This window comes from Ramlibacter henchirensis, from assembly GCF_004682015.1.
In the GTDB taxonomy this organism is placed as follows: domain Bacteria; phylum Pseudomonadota; class Gammaproteobacteria; order Burkholderiales; family Burkholderiaceae_C; genus Ramlibacter; species Ramlibacter henchirensis.
Genome location: NZ_SMLM01000001.1, coordinates 2418270 through 2435429 on the forward strand (window position 1 = coordinate 2418270; position 17160 = coordinate 2435429).

The window sequence follows — 17160 nt, forward strand, 5'->3', positions numbered from 1 at the left end:
TTTCCGCCTGCGCGGAAATGACGGCGTCAATCCGGCACGCTGCGCGCCGCCATGAGCGTCGCAATCGCCAGCGCGCCGAGCACCGCCGCCATCCCCAGGATGCCGCCCCATTGCAGCGCGGCGCCGCTGGCCACCGGACCGACCGTCGCACCCACGGTGTAGCCGGTGATCATCGCGGCCGCGCCGCCGGCGGTGGCGCGCCCGGCGAAGGCGTGCGCCACTTCCACCATCGTCAGCGTGTAGAGCGCGCCGCCGACGCCGCCCCACACCACGCCCACGGCCCACAGCAGCCACGGGGCACGTCCTGCGAACGCGAACGCGACGCTCGACGCAAGCAGCAGCAAGGCCGCGGCGGCGAAGACGTTGCGCAGCGCGAAGCGGTCGGCGGCAAGGCCCGCCGGGATCTGGCACAGGAAGCTGCCGACGCCGATCGCGCCGGCAACACTGGCGGCGCCGCTCAGGCTGAGGCCCGTCGATGACGCATTCGCCGCGCTGACCGAGCTGAGCCCGGCCTCGAACACGCCACCGCTGAACGCGATCAGCACCAGCAGCGGCACGGTGCGGATCGCCTCCCAGGTGCTGGCCTGCGCATGCGAGGGCTCCGAGGTCGAGTGGCTCGGGATCGCCGCCGCCACCGCGCAGCACAAGCCGATCAGCACGAAAGACGCCCACAGCACCGGCCTTGCCCCCCAGCCGAGCACGCCCGGCACGAAAGGGCCGATCGCCAGCGAGGCCCCGAGCGAAGCCTGGTACAGGCCCATCACGCGGCCGCGCTGCTCGGGCGGCGCTTCGCGCGCGAGCAGCGCCTCGGTGGCGTTCCACAGCGCCGCCGCGCCGATGCCGCCGAAGACGGAGGCGATCGACCAGGGCAGCCAGTGGTCGGTGAGCGCGTAGATCGCAGCGCCGACCAGGTTGAGCAGGCAGCCCGCGCGGTAGGTGCGGACCACGCCCCAGCGCGCCAGCACGGTGGGCACGAAAGGGATCAGCAGGCCGATCATCCCGAAGGGGATCATCGCGAACAGGCCCACCGCGGTCGTGCTGGCACCGGCCTGCTGCAGGCTCACCGCGAGCACCGGCGCGGTCATGGCGTAGGCCAGCACGATCAGCGTGGTGGCGGCCGCGAACCGCCACACCACGCCCATGCGGCTGCCGGGCGCGACGGCCGTCATGGAGCCGTCGACAGCTCGGCGAGATCGCGCTGCCAGCCGCGCAGCCGGCGCGCGGCGTGTTCGCGCTGGGCGGCGGTGGCGGCGTTGTGCACGGTCGCGATGAGGCGGCAGGCGTCCTGCACCACGGAGGATTGATAGGCACGGTAGGCCGGGTCCGGCGACTGCTCGAACCTTTCGATCAAGCCGCGAACCGTGGTGCGGGCCTCGCCGAGTGAAACCGTCTGGCCGGTCAGGCGCTGCAGCACGGCCAGCGTCTCCTGCTGGCGGCGCCGGCGCTCGGCCAGCACTTGGGCGGCTGGAAACGGAGACGCCTCGAACTGCTGCCGGATGGCGGCGCGCTGCGCGTCGGAGACGCTGCCGTAGATCAGCTCGAAGCGATCGATGAAGAGCTTCATCCGCTTCTCGAGCTGTTCACTGGGCGTCGACCGGATCCAGTCCTTCTCGAATTCGCGGTTGTTGCGCGCGTACTTGCGTTCCAGGTGCTTCAGCTGCGCCGCCGTGAGGGTGATCGCGTTGGTGACGATGGCCGGCTCCGCGCGGTCGCGCAGCGCGGCGTAGCGCTCGCGGATGTCGTTCTCGAACGAGCAGGCCTGGGCCGGCGACATGTCCTGCATCGCCAGCGCTTCCATTCGCTGCAGAAGCGACACGACGCGGGGCAATTCCGTCCCGCGGTGCCACGCATGCAGGCGCTGCAGGTCCTCGCGCAGGCGCTGGCCTTGGGCATCGTCGAGGTCGAGATAGCCGTCGAACCACCAGTACGCCACATCGGGCAGCGTGGAATAACCCAGCTTGAGCGCGCTGCAGCCCGCGAGAGCCACAGCGATGCTCAGCAAGCCGATAATCCGGGACAGGCGCTGCGCGTGGCGCGCGATGAAATGAGGGAATGACATGACAGCAGTGGACGTGGTCATCATGGCAGCCGGCAAGGGCACGCGCATGAAAAGCCAGCGGCCTAAAGTGTTGCATCGTTTGGCCGGCCGTGGGCTGGTGGACCACGTGATCGATTGCGCGAGGCAGCTTCGCGCGCGGCGCACGATCCTGGTCACGGGCCATGGTGCGGATGAGGTCGAGGCGGCCGTCCAAGGCTCGTTCCCGGAGGCGGTCTTCGTGCGGCAGGAGCCGCAACTGGGCACCGGTCACGCCGTGCAGCAGGCCGTGCCGCAGCTGCCGGACGACGGCATCGCGCTGGTGCTCAATGGAGACGTGCCGCTCATCCGCCCCGAAACGTTGCAGACGCTGGTGCAGGCCTGCGGCGGCGAGCGTCTTGCGCTGTTGAGCGTGGAGCTGCCGGACCCGAGCGGCTATGGCCGCATCGTTCGCCAGGGCCGACGCGTGCTGGCCATCGTGGAACACAAGGATGCGAACGAGCGGCAGCGCGCGCTGCGCGAGGTCTACACCGGCTTCATGGCGGTGCCCAATGCGCTGCTCAAGCGCTGGCTCGCGCGCCTGACGAACGACAACGCCCAGGGCGAGTACTACCTGACCGATGTGGTCAAGCACGCGGTCGCCGACAACGTGGAGGTCGTCGCCATCTCCTGCGACGACGCGCTGCAGGTCGAGGGCGTCAACAGCCCGCTGCAGCTGGCCGAACTGGAGCGCGCGTGGCAGCAGCGCAATGCGCGCGCGCTGATGGAGGGCGGCGTGCGCCTCGCGGACCCGGCGCGCATCGACGTGCGCGGCACGCTGCAGTGCGGGCAGGACGTGGAGATCGACGTCAACTGCGTGTTCGAAGGCAAGGTGGTCATCGGCGACGGCGCCCGCATCGGCCCCAACTGCGTGATCGCCAACGCAACCATCGGCGCCGGCGCCCTGCTGCAGGCCTTCACCCACATCCAGGGCGAGAAGGCCGGCGCGGAAGTGGGCGAGCGCGCCGAGATCGGGCCGTTCGCGCGGCTGCGTCCCGGCGCGCGGCTCGGGACCGAGGTGCACATCGGCAACTTCGTCGAGGTCAAGAACTCCACGCTGGCGCGCGGCGCCAAGGCCAACCACCTCGCCTACCTGGGCGACGCGCAAGTGGGCGAACGCGTCAACTACGGTGCCGGGTCCATCACGGCCAACTACGACGGCGCCAACAAGCACCGAACGGTGATCGAGGACGACGTGCACGTCGGCAGCAACTGCGTCCTGGTGGCGCCGGTGCGCATCGGCAAGGGCGGCACGGTGGGCGCCGGCTCCACGATCACCAAGGACACGGAGCCGGGCGTGCTGTCGGTGGCCCGCGGCAAGCAGGCCAGCATCAGCGGCTGGCAGCGGCCGAAGAAGGCGCCGAAGTAGCCGCGCCGCGCGCCGGCTTGGGCAGCGCGATGCGCGAGCCGAACTTGGCGCGCTTGACGGCGAAGAAGGCCTTCACGTTGCGCACGTTGGCGTCGGCCGTGAACAGGCGTTGCGCCAGCGCGAGGTAGCCCGGCATGTCGGGCGCCTGCACCACCAGGATGAAGTCGGGCCCCGGCGAGACGCGGTAGCACTGCTGCACGGCCGCATCGGCCACCACCTTCGCCTCGAACGCTTCCATGGACTCGTTGTCCTGGCGGTCGAGCGTGATCTCCACGACCGCCTCCAGCCCCGCGCCCGACAGCCGGGCGAGGCGGTCGCGGCTGAGGATGGCGACCTGCCGCTCGATGAAGCCGGCCTCCACCAGCCGCTTCACCCGCCGCAGGCAAGTCGGCGGCGAGATGTGAACCCGGGCGGCGAGGTCCTGGTTGGTCAGCGAGGCGTCCTCCTGCAAATGGCTCAGGAGAGCTATGTCGAGGGCATCGAGCGCTTCTTCTTCCACTTCTAATCAGATTTTGGAATCTGATTGCGATTATAGGGCGTGAGGAAAGAAAATTTCAAGATCGCTGGAATTGAGACGCCATATTTCTGAAGTGGCCGCCTACAGTCCCTGCCCAGCAAGGAGCCAATCGTCATGTGTGGAATCGTCGGCGCGGTCTCGACCCGCAACATCGTCCCGGTCCTCGTCCAGGGTCTGCAGCGGCTGGAATACCGCGGCTATGACTCCTGCGGGGTCGCCGTGTATGACCAGGGCTTGCGGCGAGCACGCAGCACGTCGCGCGTCGCTGAACTGCTGACACAGGTGCACCGCGAAGCCATCGAAGGCACGACCGGCATCGCCCACACCCGCTGGGCCACGCACGGCGCTCCGGCCGTGCACAACGCCCATCCGCATTTCAGTCACGGCCCCGGCACCGCAGCCGCGGATCGGGCGGGCCGAGTGGCCCTGGTACACAACGGCATCATCGAGAACCACGATGAGCTGCGCGCGTCGCTGAAGGCCAAGGGCTACCACTTCGCGAGCCAGACCGACACCGAGGTGATCTGCCACCTCGTCGACAGCCTCTACGAAGGCGACCTGTTCGAGGCCGTGAAGTCCGCCGTCAAGCGCCTGCACGGCGCCTACGCCATCGCCGTATTCTGCAAGGACGAACCTCTTCGGGTGGTGGGCGCGCGCGCCGGGTCGCCGCTGATCCTGGGCGTGGGCAAGGAAGGCGGCGAGAACTTCCTGGCCAGCGATGCGATGGCGCTGGCGGGCGTCACCGACCAGATCGTCTACCTGGAAGAGGGCGACGTGGTCGACATGCAGCTGGGCAAGTACTGGGTGGAGGACCGTTCGCACAAGCCGGTGACGCGGGCGGTCAAGACGGTGCAGGCGCACAGCGGCGCGGCCGAGCTCGGCCCGTACCGCCACTACATGCAGAAGGAGATCTTCGAGCAGCCGCGCGCGATCGCCGACACGCTGGAGGGCGTGCAGTCCATCGTGCCCGAGCTGTTCGGCGACGGCGCGTACTCGGTCTTCAAGGAGATCGACTCGGTGCTGATCCTCGCCTGCGGCACCAGCTACTACAGCGGCTGCACGGCCAAGTACTGGCTGGAAGGCATCGCGAAGATCCCGACGCAGGTGGAGATCGCCAGCGAATACCGCTACCGCGAATCGGTGCCGAATCCCCGGACGCTGGTGGTCACCATCAGCCAGTCGGGCGAGACGGCCGACACGCTGGCGGCCCTGCGCCACGCGCGCGAGCTGGGCATGGAGCACACGCTGACGGTGTGCAACGTCGGCACGTCGGCCATGGTGCGTGAATGCAAGCTGGCCTACATCACGCGCGCCGGCGCCGAGATCGGCGTCGCGTCGACCAAGGCGTTCACGACGCAGCTGGCCGGCCTGTTCCTGCTGACGCTGGCGCTGGCGCAGGTGAAGGGCCGCATCACCGAGTCGCAGGAGGCCGCGCACCTGAAGGCGATGCGCCACCTGCCCGCCGCGCTCACCGCCGTGCTCGCGCTGGAGCCGCAGATCATCGGCTGGGCCGAGCAGTTCGCCGGCAAGGAGAACGCGCTCTTCCTCGGCCGCGGCCTGCACTATCCGATCGCGCTGGAAGGCGCGCTCAAGCTCAAGGAGATCACCTACATCCACGCCGAGGCCTACGCCGCCGGCGAGCTCAAGCACGGGCCGCTCGCGCTGGTCACCAGCCAGATGCCGGTGGTGACCGTCGCGCCCAACGACACGCTGCTGGAAAAACTCAAGAGCAACATGCAGGAAGTGCGCGCCCGCGGCGGCGTGCTCTACGTGCTGGCCGATGCCGACACCCGCATCGAGAGCGAGGACGGCATCCACGTGATCCGGATGCCCGAGCACTACGGCCCGCTCAGTCCGCTGCTGCACGTCGTGCCGTTGCAGCTGCTGGCGTATCACACGGCGTGTGCGCGGGGGACCGACGTTGACAAGCCCAGGAACCTCGCCAAGAGCGTGACCGTGGAATGACGCTTGGGGTTAGACCCCATCCATTGGCGCGGGAATTGCTCTTATCCTGCGCCCGCCCTCCACTCCGCTCCCCGATGCTCCCCATGACACCCCCGTTGGCGATCGCCGCTGCTCCCGCCGACGGCTTCCGGGGCTAAGGCGCAGGGGATGCGCCGCGCGCTGGACCTCCTGTTCGACGCCGCCGGCGCCATCGGGGCGCTGCTGATCCTCTCGATCTTCCTTCTGATGCTCTACGGGTCGGCCGGCCGGATGGCCGGCCTGCACGTGGGCGGCGTCAACGATGTCGTCGCGTGGTGCACGGCGGCCGCTTCGTTCTTCGCCATGGCCCACGCGTTCAAGCACGGTGATTTCGTGCGCGTCACGCTTTTGCTCGACCGGCTGGACGCGCGCGCACGCAGGCTGCTGGAGACCGTCTCGCTGGCGATCGCGGGCGCGGCCGTGGCGTACCTGGCCTGGTGGGCGATGCGCTTCACCTACGAGAGCTGGCAGTTCAAGGAGATGTCGGGCGGCCTGGTGGTCATCCCGATCTGGATCCCGCAGCTGAGCTTCGTCATCGGCTCGCTGCTGTTCGTGCTGGCGGTGCTGGACGAACTGCTGATCGTGCTGCGCGGAGGCAAACCCACGTACGTGCGGCTGGTCGAGGAGCGCCATGCGCGCGGCGACTATTCGGAAGACGTCTGAGGCTTTCACGACCATGACAGGAACGACCGGACGGAGGAAGCCTTGAGCCTGCTCGCGGTCGGAGGGCTGCTGCTCTTCGTGATGCTGCTGCTGCTGGCCGGCGGCGTGTGGATCGCCATGACGCTGGCCATCTGCGGCTGGATCGGCCAGGCCTTCTTCACCACCACGCAGCCGGGCAAGAACCTGTTCTCCGCCTTCTGGGAGAGCAATGCCAGCTGGGAACTCGCTGCGCTGCCGCTGTTCATCTGGATGGGCGAGATCCTCTTTCGCACGCGGTTGTCGGAGCAGATGTTCACGGGCCTTTCGCCTTGGCTCAATCGCGTGCCCGGCCGGCTGATGCACACGACGATCCTGGGCTGCGGCATCTTCGGCTCGGTGTCCGGGTCTTCGTCCGCCACCTGCGCCACGATTTCCAAGGTCGCGCTGCCCGAGCTGGTGCGGCGCGGCTACGACGAGAAGCTGGCGCTCGGTGCGCTGGCCACCGCCGGCACGCTGGGTATCCTGATCCCGCCCTCGATCACGATGGTCGTCTACGCCGTCGCGGCCGACGCTTCCATCATCCGCATCTTCCTGGCCGGCTTCATCCCCGGTTTCCTGCTGATGGCGCTCTTCTCCGGCTACATCATGTGGTGGAGCCTGCGCCATCCCGAGCGGGTGCCGGCCGGCGAATCGGGCCTGCCGCTGAAGGAAAAGTTGCGGCGCTCCGGCAGCCTGATCCCGTGCGCGCTGCTCATCGTGTTCATCGTGTGGGTGCTGGTCGCGGGCTGGGCCACCGCCACCGAGTGCGCGGCCTACGGCGTCCTGGGTTCGCTGGCCATCGCCTGGATCAGCGGCTCGCTGACCTGGCGCAACTTCTGGGACGGCCTGATGGGCACCACGCGCACCAGCTGCATGATCATGTTCATCCTGGCAGGCGCGGCGTTCCTCACCAAGACGATGGCGTTCACGGGCATCCCGCGGGAACTTGCGGAGTGGGTCGCCGGCATGGACCTTTCGCCCGTCGCGTTGATCGCCATCCTCTCGCTGGTCTACCTGGTGCTCGGCACGGCGCTCGATGGCATCAGCATGATCGTGCTCACGTCGGCCGTCGTGCTGCCCATGATCCAGAAGGCCGGCTTCGACCTGATCTGGTTCGGCATCTTCATCGTGCTGCTGGTCGAGATCGCGGAGGTCACGCCGCCGGTCGGGTTCAATCTTTTTGTGCTGCAGAACATGACCGGCCGCGACAGCAACCTGATCGCCCGCGCCGCGCTGCCTTTCTTCGGCTGCCTGCTGGTCTGCATCGCGCTGATCACGCTGTTCCCGCAGATCGTCACCTGGCTGCCCGATGCGCTGATGGGCAAACCGCGCGCGTAAGCGCGAGCTCAGCAGACGCGCGGCTCGCCGCCTCCCCGGCGCAACCCACATTGACAAGGCTGGGGCGCGGTGAAGAATGGGTTGACCATGGGTGATGTCACCGCCGCCGCGATGTCCGGGGCCGACCGCGCCGAAGCGGCGCGCTATGCACTACTGCGGCGGCTCGCGCCCTCGATCCGGCACAACCTCGTTATCAACCTGCAGCCGATCGGCATGATCTACGAGGTGCTCGATCGACGCCTGCGGTCGCCCGGACCGGACATCGCACAGGTGCATGAAAGCGCCCGCAAGATCAACAACTTCGCCCGCGCGGCGCTCGAGTGCTGCCTGAATGTGGTCACCTGGCTTTCGCCGGAAGAAGGGGTGTTGACCAATGCGGTGGACGGCACGCGCGAGTGCACCTCGCTGGTGGCGACGACGCTCAGTTTCCGCGGCTACAGCCTGCGCAACAACGCGACGCACGTTCCCGGCGACGTCCGGCTCTCCGCGATGCGCAACGTGCTCACGGCCGCGCTCCTGCAGGCCACGGACGAACGGCCGCCGCCGGCCGAACTCGAAGTGACCACGGCGCGCAGCGATGGCGGGCTGCAGGTCCGCCTGCAGCTGCGCAGCGCGGAAGGCGAGGCCGGCACCGACGCAGTGCGGTGCTACCGGTCGCTTGTCTGGGCCGACGTGGAGGCGCTGGCTGCGGCCGAAGACACGCAGGTGTCGCGCCCTGCTGCCGGCGAGATCGTGATCACCTTCCCGTGGGCGCGTGCGGCGGCGGCGTAACGCCTGCGCCCTCGTCCAGCGTGCGCAGCACGGCCACCATCTCCTGCGCGATCTCGCGCGCCAGGTAACCGACAGGTCCGAGGCGGTCGGCCAGCCGCTCGCCGGCCTGCGCATGCACCACCACGCCCCAGGCGCAGGCCTGCTCCAGCGGCGCGCCGCGTGCGGCCAATCCGCCGATCGCGCCGGCCAGCGTGTCGCCCGAACCGGAGGTGGCCAGGCCGCAGTTGCCGCCTTCGTGCAGCCAGGTGCGGCCATCCGGGGCGGCGATCGCCGTCGTCGGGCCCTTCACCGCCACCACCGCGTTCCAGCTGCGCGCGGCACGCACGGCGGCCGCGACTGGGTCGGCCAGCACCTCGTCCTTGTCCGCTTTCGTCAGATGCGCCATCTCGCCTGCGTGCGGCGTCAGCAGCACGGGCTGCGGAAAGCGGCCGATCGCGCTGACGCAATCCATCGCCAGCGCGTCGAGCACCACGGCCCGGTCGCGCAGCATCGGCATCAGCCGCTGCATGAAGGCGCAGGTCGCGTCGGCATCCATCAGGCCGGGCCCGATCACCACCGCATGAGCCGCCACGATGCATTGCTCCAGCAGCTGGGCGCCGCCCGCTTCGAATCCGCCGCCCGGCGTCTCGGGCAACGCGATCACGCGTGCCTCGGGCACGGCGAAAGCCATCTGCGCCGCGACCGAGCGGCCGGTGGCGATCACGAGCTTCCCTGCGCCCACGCGCAGGGCCGCGGTGGCCGCGAGCACCGCCGCGCCCGGGATCTCGCGGCTTCCCGCGACCACCACGATGCGGCCGCGTTCTTCCTTGTCCGCCTCTTCGGACAGCGGCGGCAGCGGCCAGCGGCGCAGCGCCTGCGGGTCGATGCGTTGCGGGCGGTTGTCGGCGTCCATGTCAGGGCTTGGGCGCGGCGAGCGCATCGGGCTCCACGGTCACCGGCGCGCCGGCCTCGCGCAGCGGCGCCACGAAGTTGGCGAGGTCCAGCACGAGCGAATCGGTAGAGGGGTCGTGTTCATAGGAGGTCACGCCGCAGTTGGGCACGTCGGCCTGGCGGTCCAGGTCGAGCACCTCGTGCTCTTCCAGGCATTCGATCAGGTAGCGCATGCAGTTGACGATCACCTGGTGGGCCACCACGAGCACGCGCTGGCCGCAGTGCTCGCGCGTCATCATCTCCAGCACGCTGCGCAGGCGCAGGATCACGTCGCACCAGCTCTCGCCCCCGGGCGGGCGGAAGTAGAACTTGCCGACGTGCCGGCGCTGCGCGGACAGCTCGGGGTACTTCTCCCGGATGCCCAGCACCGTGAGGCGGTCCAGGATGCCGAACTCCTTCTCGCGCAGGCGCTCGTCGATGCGCACCCGCACCTTCCGCGGGTCGAGCCCGGCCGATTCCATCAGCAGGCGCGTGGTCTCGCGCGCGCGGACGTACGGCGATGTGAGCACCACTTCCGGCCTGCGGTCGGGGGGCAGTTCGCCGAACCAGTGGCCCAGCGCGACCGACTGCTCGCGCCCGAGCGGCGACAGAGGCACGTCGATGTCGCGCTCGGCGATGTCGATCATCGCAAGGCCCGACGCCTCGGCCGCGTCGCGCGCGACATTGCCGGCGCTCTGTCCGTGCCGGACGATCCACAACGTTCGCGGCCAGGGCTGCGACATCTGCCTGCCGTTCCCTCAATCCGCCTGGAAGCCCAGCGCCTTCATGGCGGCCTGCAGGCTGGCGCTGCTTTCGCGATAACCCGCCCAGGGCTCGTTGCCCTCGGCCAGGCGCTCGTGCACGCTGGCGACGGTCCAGTGGGCGCCGCTCTTGAGGCCCTGGAGCTCTTCCCATCGCACCGGCACCGAGATGCCGAGCCCCGGCCGCGCGCGGGCAGACCACGCGGAGACGGTCGTGGCGCCGAAGCCGTTGCGCAGGTAGTCGATGAAGATGCGGCCGACGCGGTTCTTGGGCCCGCTCTTGGACACAAAGCGCTGCGGGATCGTGCGTGCGAGGTGCTCGACGATCGCCTGGGAGAAATCCTTGATCGTGTCCCAGCCGTGCTTGTGCTTGAGCGGCACCACGACGTGCAGGCCCTTGCCGCCGCTGGTCTTGAGCCAGGCGGGCAGCCCCAGCTCGGTGAGGAAGGCGCGCACCAGCACCGCCGCTTCCTGCACCTGCGGCCAGCCGATGCCCTCGCCGGGATCGAGGTCGAATGTCATCCGGTCGGGCTGGTCGGCCTTGTTCGCCACCGCGTTCCAGGTGTGGAACTCGATCACGTTCATCTGCGCGGCGGACAGCAGGCCCTCGGGCGTGGCGATCTCCAGCATCGGCGGATGGCCCGGGAAGATCTTCGGGTCGAGCTGCTCGACGCCCGCCATCTTGTAGCGCTCCAGGTGCTTCTGGAAGAACAGCTGGCCTTCGATGCCGTCGGGCGCGCGCACCATCGCGATGGGGCGGCGCTTCAGGTGCTCCATCATCAGCGGCGCCACGAGCGCGTAGTAGCGCACGAGCTGGATCTTGGTGATGCCGCTTTGCGGATCGACCACGCGCTCGGGATTGCTCACGCGCAGGTTCGCGGGCAGCGTGACGGCAGCGGCGGGTGCTTTCGAAGGCGCTGTTGTCGCCGGCTTCGTGGGAGCCGACTTGCTGCGGCGAAGCTCCTTCGGCTTGGCCGGCGCATCGGCGCTCGGCACATGCCGCGCCGTCTCCACGGTGATCTCGGCCGCCGGCTTGTCGCTGCGCAGGCCGTGGAACACCGAGTGGCGCACCTTGCCCTCGCGCGTCCATTCGCCGAACGAGACCTCGCACACCAACTCCGGACGCACCCAGTGCGCGCCGCGCGGGATGCCGACGCCACCCTCGAACGGGCTCTTGGGGGCTGCGAGTTCATTGACGCGCTCGCGGACCTCGCGCAGCGTGCGCTCGTTGAATCCGGTGCCCACGTTCCCCGCGTAGAGCAGCTTGCCGTCGTCGCCGTGCACGCCCAGCAGCAGCGAGCCGACGCCGGTGCGCGAGCCCTTGGGGTCGGTCCAGCCGCCGATCACGAACTCCTGCCGGTGTGCGCACTTGAGCTTGATCCAGTCGCTCGAGCGCCGGCACACGTAGCCCGAATCGCGCCGCTTGGCGATCACGCCTTCGAGCCCCAGCCGGCAGGCCGACGCCAGGATGTCCGACGGCGGCGCCTCGAACACTTCGCTGAAGCGTACGTTCGCGTGCGGCTTGCGCTGCACGATGCGCTGCAGGACTTCGCGCCGCTGCCCCAGCGGAACGTTGCGGAGGTCGTAGCCCGCGCAGTAGGGCAGGTCGAACAGGTAATAGGCGATCTGCTCGGTGCGCTGCGAGTCGAAGGCGCCCTGCAGCGCCTGGAAGTCGGCCGGCGTGTCCTGGCCGGGCATGATGATCTCGCCGTCGTACCAGCCGTCGGGCAGCTCCATCGATTGCAGCGCGCGCACCAGCGCCGAGAGGCGCGACGTCCAGTCGTTGCCGTTGCGCGTGACGAGGCGCACCTCGCCGGCTTCGGCGCGCGCCAGCATGCGGTAGCCGTCGAACTTGATCTCGAAGACCCAGTTCTGCGGATCGGAAGGCGGCTCGTCGACCAGCACCGCGAGTTCCGGCTGGAGCATCTCGGGCAGCTTGGCCCGCACGGCGCCTTCGGGGGGGCCGGAGGCGGGCGCGGCGCTGGCCGCTGGTGCGTCCTGCTGCGTGTCCGCCGCAGGTGCGGCCTGGGCCGCGGGCCGATCGTCCAGTTCGCGCACGCTGTCGGGACGCTCATCGACCACGCTGAACTCGCCGGCGGGTCGCGCGAAGGCGTCGCGTTCCTTGATCAGGAGCCAGGGGTCTTCGCGCCCATTGCCGCGGCCCTTCATTCGCACCAGCGTCCACTGGCCGTGCAGCTTGTGGCCCCGCAATTCGAATTTGAGCTTGCCGTCGCGCCAGCCCTTGTGCGGGTCTTCCAGCGGGATCCAGGTGCCCTTGTCCCAGATGATCACCTTGCCCGCGCCGTAGTTGCCCGGCGGGATCGTGCCTTCGAAGCGGTTGTAGGCGATGGGGTGGTCCTCGGTCGGCATCGCCATGCGCTTGTCGGCCGGGTCGTAGCTGGGGCCCTTGGGAACGGCCCAGCTTTTCATCGTGCCTTCCAGCTCCAGCCGGAAGTCGTAGTGCAGGCGCGTGGCCCAGTGCTTCTGCACGACGAACGCGCGCTCCTGCTCGTTGGCCGCGCCGCCTTCCGCCGGTTCCGGCGTGGCGTCGAACCTGCGCTTGGCCCGGTAGGTTTTCAGCGCATCGGAAGGGGAGGGTCGCTCGTCGGCCATCTGTTCGTGGAACCGGGGCGCGAGCGCCCCGGCTTCATGCGGCTGCGTCAGCAGCTGTCGCGCAGGCGTTTGACCTCGTCGTGGTTGCGCTGCACCTGCTGCATCTGGCGCTCCACCACCTGCCTCACGTCGTCCGGCAGCTGCTGCTTGAGCGCCTTGCGGTAGCGCGCCAGCGCGTTGTCCTCGCCGCGCTCGCATTCCTCCAGCACCGCCTTGTCGTCGTAGGTGGTGAGCGCCGAGCGCACCGCCACCCAGCCGCGGTGCAGCGCACCGGCGGCGCTGCCGCTTTCCTTCGGGCTCCCGCCGCACGCGCGGATCTGCTGGTTCAGCTCCTCGGCGCCACGGCGGCAGTCGTCCGCGCGCTGCAGGAAGACCGACTTGAGGTCCTGCCGCTTGACCTGCTCGGCGCACTCGCGGAAGCCGTACTCCCCGTCCTTGCAGCACTCGACCAGGTCCTGCAGCGCATCGACCACGTCGCCGCGGTCGCCGCTGGTGTTGCCCGCGCTCTGCGCCGAGCCGACCCATCCGGCCGCGCCGGTGTTCTGGTCGCCCATGCTGCTGGTGCCGGTGCCCACGCCGGTTGTGGCGCCCATGTTGCTGCTGCCGGCCAGGCCGCCGCTGGTGTACGTGCCACTGCGCATGTCGGTCCCGGTCGTGCCGCCCACGCCACCCGCCATGGTGCTGCTCGAGCCCATGCTGCCGGGGTCCGTGTAGCTGCTGCCCATGTCGCTGGAGCCCATGGTGCTCGAGCCCATGCTGCTGCCGGAGCCCATGTTGCTGCCGGAGCCCATGCTGCTGCCCGAGCCCATGCTGCTGCCCATGCCGCCGCTGCGCGAGCCCGCCATGTCGGTGCCGCCCGCCATCGGCGTGTTCATGCCGTCACCGGCGCGGGCCAGGTCGTCTGCGCGCACCGCCGCGGGCTCGCCGGCCATCGGACCCGAGAGTCCCATGCCGGAAGCACCGCTGCGCTGCATGTCCACGCGGTCCCACGCGGCTCGGCTGGCCGGGCGGGCCTGCTCCCAGTTCAGGCCGGAGCTGGCGCGCGCGTTGTCCCACTCCGAGGCGAGGCGAGGCTCGGCCGTGTCCCAGTCGCTCTCGTGCTGCATGCGCCCGCGCACGCCATGCATGTACGCCGGGCCGTAATCGTCGAAGCTGCGGCCCTGCTCGTAATACGGCTCGCGCGTGTAGTTGTCGCGCCAGTGCGCTTCCTCGGCCGTGGGGTTGATCGCCTCGGCGGCCGCCTTGCCGGCCAATCCCCCGACCACGGCCCCGATGACGCCGCCCACCATCGTGCCCACCGGGCCTGCGATCGTGCCCGCGGCAGCGCCCGCCACCGCGCCACCCGCGGCGCCCACGCCGGTGCCCACGGGATGCGCGCCGGGTTCGTCGGTGATCGGGTCGCGGTTCAGGTCCCTGTCTTCTGCAGCCATGTGATGCTCCTTTGGTTCAGTGAATGAACGACCTTGCGGTGTCGTGGCGCACCGCTGCAAAAAAGCATCTTCGGACGGGCCGGAAACTGGGCCGTCAGCCAATCCTAGGACTGGCTGTAGGAGAACGGCGTCACGGCCGCGCGAGGCGCGCCGCGCACCGCGTCCCGCCTGCTTCCTACATCCACGGCGCACTCGCACGCGCAACCTCGCAGCAGCACCAGGAGCCCTGCCATGACGATCCACCGCGCCTTTGTTGCGACCTGGCTGGCCGCTTTCGCCCTCGTGGCCTGCGTGCTGCCGGACACGGCGGCGGCCGATGCCGGCGAGTTGCACGCACGCCATTTGCAGTTGCGCGAGCAGCTTCGCAACAGCCCCTTCGGAGGCGCGCTGCACATCGACTCGGCCGAGCAGCCCGACCGGCTGCAGGGCGACGTGTACGCCGTGCTGGACCACTCCTTCGCCACCGTGAGCCAGGCGCTGAAGGACCCGGCGCGCTGGTGCGACATCCTGATCCTGCCTTTCAACACCAAGTACTGCCACGCGGTGCAGGCCGCGAACGGCCCCGCGCTGCAGGTGCGCATCGGGCGCAAGTACAACCAGCCGGTCGAGCAGGCCTTCCGAATCGAGTTCGCGCACCGCAACGTCGCTGCGCAGCCGGACTACCTGGAGAGCCGTCTCAGCGCGCAGAGCGGCCCCATGGGAACGCGCGACTACCGCATCGTCGTGTCCGCCGTGCCGCTGGACGGCGGCAAGCGCAGCTTCCTCCAGCTGAGCTACTCGTACGGCTTCGGCTCGCTCGGCCGCATGGCGATGCAGGCCTACCTCAACACCGCGGGCGCCGACAAGGTCGGCTTCACCATCGTCGGGCGCGACGGCAACGGGCAGCCGCAGTTCATCAACGGCGTGCGCGGCGCGATCGAGCGCAACGCGATGCGCTACTACCTGGCGATCGACGCTTATCTCGATTCGCTTTCGGCCCCGCCGGACCAGCAGGTGCAGGCGCGCATCCGCGGCTGGTTCGACGCGACCGAGCGCTTTCCGCTCCAGCTGCGCGAGATGCCGTGGCCGACGTACGCGTCGATGAAGCTGCAGGAACACGAGCGCCAACAGGCACTTCTGAATTAATGCCCAGCTCGGCGCAAGCGCGGTCCGACAGCAGGTTCATCGACGGCTGACACGGGCGCGGGAGGATTCGGACCCACCATCGCGGCCTTCGCCGTCTTTCGGCGCACCGACGAGGATTCCTTCCCATGGACCACCCCCCATCACGGCCTGCTGCTGCGCAGGCCGCCTCCGTTGCTGCGCCCCTGGGTGTGGCTCATCCCACCGAAGTGCTGGGCCTGCGAGAAGCCATCTTCCTCATCCTGGGCGTGGTGATCGGGGCCGGCATCTTCAAGGCGCCCTCCATGGTGGCGCAGATGACGGGCTCGGCGACGTGGATGTTCGGCGCGTGGCTGCTCGGCGGACTGATCTCGCTGATCGGCGCGCTTTGCTACGCCGAACTCGCGACCGCGTATCCCAGCGCCGGAGGCGACTACCACTTCCTGCGCCGGGCCTACGGGCGTTCGGTGGCATTTCTCTTCGGCTGGGCGCGGTTTTCGGTCATCACCACGGGCTCGATCGCGCTGCTGGCCTTCGTGTTCGGTGATTACCTCAACCAGGCCGTGCCGCTGCACGTCGGAGGTACATCAGTCGGGCCGGCGGTCTACGCGTTCGCGGCGATCCTGGTGCTGTGGTGGGTGAACTCCCGCGGCATCCGCGCGGGTGCGTCGACGCAGAGCTGGCTCACGGCCGTCGAGGTCGGGGGCCTGCTGCTGATCGTCGTCGCCGCCCTCTGGCTGATCAGCGGTCCGGCGCCTGCCGCACCTGCCGCGGCATCCTCCGCTGCGGCCCCGGCGCCGGGTCTCGCGGCGTTCGGCCTCGCGATGGTGTTCGTGCTGCTCACCTTCGGCGGATGGAACGAGGCCGCGTACATCAGCGCCGAGTTGAAGGACGAGCGTCGCAACATGGCCCGCGCGCTGGTGCTCTCCATCGTGCTCATCACCGTGCTGTACATGCTGGTCACGTGGGCCTACTGGCGCGGCCTGGGCCTGCAGGGGATGGCCAAGTCCGAGGCGCTGGCCGCCGACCTGATGCGGGTGGCGTTCGGCAGCGCGGGCGAGAAGATCATCGCCGTGATGGTGGCGATCGCCGCGCTCACGTCGATCAACGCCACCATGATCGTCGGCGCGCGCACCAACTATGCGCTGGGTCGCGACTGGCCCCTGCTGCAGAAGCTGGCGCTGTGGGACGGCCGCCGCGGCACGCCTGCCAACGCAATGCACGTGCAGAACATCGCCGCGCTGCTGCTGGTGGGGCTGGGCGCGTGGACCGGCAGCGGCTTCCGCTCGATGGTCGAGTTCACGGCGCCGGTGTTCTGGTTCTTCTTCCTGCTCGCCGGGATCTCGCTATTCGTCTTGCGGGCGCGCGAGCCGGAAACCGAACGGCCCTTCAAGGTGCCGCTCTACCCGCTGGTGCCGATCGTCTTCTGCGCCACCTGCGCCTACATGCTGTGGTCGAGCCTGTCGTATGTCTACAGCCAGAAGCTCGGCGGGCTGAATGCCGCCTGGATCGGCGTGGCTGTGCTGGCACTCGGCTGCGTGCTGCTGCTCCTGATGCCGCGCCAGCCCGCGGGGTTGGCCGCCACTGCGCAACGTCCGTGAATCACCCCAGGA

General features: G+C 69.4%; 14 protein-coding genes. 7 read left to right on the forward strand and 7 right to left on the reverse strand.

Annotation, left to right across the window (positions count from 1 at the left end):
• Nucleotides 1-26: 26 nt before the first annotated feature.
• The gene (locus EZ313_RS11940; RefSeq protein ID WP_135263357.1) at nucleotides 27-1169 is read right to left on the reverse strand and encodes an MFS transporter; all 1143 of its coding nucleotides are present in this window, start codon (nucleotides 1167-1169) and stop codon (nucleotides 27-29) included.
• Nucleotides 1166-2002 (reverse strand): DUF6279 family lipoprotein, encoded by an 837-nt coding sequence (locus EZ313_RS11945; RefSeq protein ID WP_240788595.1) that lies wholly within the window; start codon nucleotides 2000-2002, stop codon nucleotides 1166-1168. The genes EZ313_RS11940 and EZ313_RS11945 overlap by 4 nt, the downstream gene beginning before the upstream one ends.
• 55 nt (nucleotides 2003-2057) lie before the next feature.
• On the opposite strand from EZ313_RS11945, the gene glmU reads away from it, so the two are divergent.
• Nucleotides 2058-3443, forward strand: coding sequence for a bifunctional UDP-N-acetylglucosamine diphosphorylase/glucosamine-1-phosphate N-acetyltransferase GlmU (gene glmU, locus EZ313_RS11950; RefSeq protein ID WP_135263359.1), 1386 nt, complete (start codon nucleotides 2058-2060; stop codon nucleotides 3441-3443).
• On the opposite strand, the gene EZ313_RS11955 is transcribed toward glmU, so the two are convergent.
• Nucleotides 3406-3942, reverse strand: coding sequence for an Lrp/AsnC family transcriptional regulator (locus tag EZ313_RS11955; RefSeq protein WP_135263360.1), 537 nt, complete (start codon nucleotides 3940-3942; stop codon nucleotides 3406-3408). The two genes, glmU and EZ313_RS11955, sit on opposite strands and share 38 nt — an antisense overlap.
• A 132-nt stretch (nucleotides 3943-4074) precedes the next feature.
• On the opposite strand from EZ313_RS11955, the gene glmS reads away from it, so the two are divergent.
• From glmS to EZ313_RS11975, 4 genes are all read left to right on the forward strand, one after another.
• Nucleotides 4075-5925, forward strand: coding sequence for a glutamine--fructose-6-phosphate transaminase (isomerizing) (glmS, locus tag EZ313_RS11960; RefSeq protein ID WP_135263361.1), 1851 nt, complete (start codon nucleotides 4075-4077; stop codon nucleotides 5923-5925).
• A gap of 147 nt (nucleotides 5926-6072) precedes the next feature.
• On the forward strand, nucleotides 6073-6606 hold the full coding sequence (locus EZ313_RS11965; protein ID WP_135263362.1) for a TRAP transporter small permease: 534 nt from the start codon (nucleotides 6073-6075) through the stop codon (nucleotides 6604-6606).
• A gap of 42 nt (nucleotides 6607-6648) precedes the next feature.
• On the forward strand, nucleotides 6649-7962 hold the full coding sequence (locus EZ313_RS11970; protein WP_205960363.1) for a TRAP transporter large permease: 1314 nt from the start codon (nucleotides 6649-6651) through the stop codon (nucleotides 7960-7962).
• Nucleotides 7963-8049: 87 nt separating this feature from the next.
• On the forward strand, nucleotides 8050-8733 hold the full coding sequence (locus EZ313_RS11975) for a hypothetical protein (RefSeq protein ID WP_135263363.1): 684 nt from the start codon (nucleotides 8050-8052) through the stop codon (nucleotides 8731-8733).
• Here the strand turns inward: EZ313_RS11975 and EZ313_RS11980 are convergent.
• The 4 genes from EZ313_RS11980 to EZ313_RS23760 are packed head-to-tail and all read right to left on the reverse strand — an operon-like array spanning nucleotide 8699 to nucleotide 14446.
• Complete coding sequence (locus EZ313_RS11980; RefSeq protein ID WP_135263364.1) at nucleotides 8699-9625, reverse strand: NAD(P)H-hydrate dehydratase; 927 nt, start codon at nucleotides 9623-9625, stop codon at nucleotides 8699-8701. The two genes, EZ313_RS11975 and EZ313_RS11980, sit on opposite strands and share 35 nt — an antisense overlap.
• Before the next feature lies 1 nt (nucleotide 9626).
• The gene (locus EZ313_RS11985; RefSeq protein ID WP_135263365.1) at nucleotides 9627-10385 is read right to left on the reverse strand and encodes a histidine phosphatase family protein; all 759 of its coding nucleotides are present in this window, start codon (nucleotides 10383-10385) and stop codon (nucleotides 9627-9629) included.
• 15 nt (nucleotides 10386-10400) lie between these two features.
• Nucleotides 10401-13016, reverse strand: a complete 2616-nt coding sequence (ligD, locus tag EZ313_RS11990; protein ID WP_135263366.1) for a DNA ligase D — start codon at nucleotides 13014-13016, stop codon at nucleotides 10401-10403.
• 47 nt (nucleotides 13017-13063) lie between these two features.
• The gene (locus EZ313_RS23760) at nucleotides 13064-14446 is read right to left on the reverse strand and encodes a ferritin-like domain-containing protein (protein WP_420849293.1); all 1383 of its coding nucleotides are present in this window, start codon (nucleotides 14444-14446) and stop codon (nucleotides 13064-13066) included.
• Nucleotides 14447-14677: 231 nt separating this feature from the next.
• On the opposite strand from EZ313_RS23760, the gene EZ313_RS12000 reads away from it, so the two are divergent.
• Nucleotides 14678-15571, forward strand: a complete 894-nt coding sequence (locus EZ313_RS12000; protein ID WP_135263367.1) for a hypothetical protein — start codon at nucleotides 14678-14680, stop codon at nucleotides 15569-15571.
• A gap of 125 nt (nucleotides 15572-15696) precedes the next feature.
• On the forward strand, nucleotides 15697-17148 hold the full coding sequence (locus EZ313_RS12005) for an APC family permease (RefSeq protein WP_135263368.1): 1452 nt from the start codon (nucleotides 15697-15699) through the stop codon (nucleotides 17146-17148).
• Nucleotides 17149-17160: the final 12 nt, after the last annotated feature.

Excerpts from the sequence above, each read along its gene's own strand:
- EZ313_RS11940 (WP_135263357.1), bottom strand. The coding sequence starts at position 1,169 with ATGACGGCCGTCGCGCCCGGCAGCCGCATGGGCGTGGTGTGGCGGTTC.
- glmU (WP_135263359.1), top strand. The coding sequence starts at position 2,058 with ATGACAGCAGTGGACGTGGTCATCATGGCAGCCGGCAAGGGCACGCGC.
- glmS (WP_135263361.1), top strand. The coding sequence starts at position 4,075 with ATGTGTGGAATCGTCGGCGCGGTCTCGACCCGCAACATCGTCCCGGTC.
- EZ313_RS11965 (WP_135263362.1), top strand. The coding sequence starts at position 6,073 with ATGCGCCGCGCGCTGGACCTCCTGTTCGACGCCGCCGGCGCCATCGGG.
- EZ313_RS11975 (WP_135263363.1), top strand. The coding sequence starts at position 8,050 with ATGGGTGATGTCACCGCCGCCGCGATGTCCGGGGCCGACCGCGCCGAA.
- EZ313_RS11980 (WP_135263364.1), bottom strand. The coding sequence starts at position 9,625 with ATGGACGCCGACAACCGCCCGCAACGCATCGACCCGCAGGCGCTGCGC.
- EZ313_RS11985 (WP_135263365.1), bottom strand. The coding sequence starts at position 10,385 with ATGTCGCAGCCCTGGCCGCGAACGTTGTGGATCGTCCGGCACGGACAG.
- ligD (WP_135263366.1), bottom strand. The coding sequence starts at position 13,016 with ATGGCCGACGAGCGACCCTCCCCTTCCGATGCGCTGAAAACCTACCGG.
- EZ313_RS23760 (WP_420849293.1), bottom strand. The coding sequence starts at position 14,446 with ATGGCTGCAGAAGACAGGGACCTGAACCGCGACCCGATCACCGACGAA.
- EZ313_RS12000 (WP_135263367.1), top strand. The coding sequence starts at position 14,678 with ATGACGATCCACCGCGCCTTTGTTGCGACCTGGCTGGCCGCTTTCGCC.
- EZ313_RS12005 (WP_135263368.1), top strand. The coding sequence starts at position 15,697 with ATGGACCACCCCCCATCACGGCCTGCTGCTGCGCAGGCCGCCTCCGTT.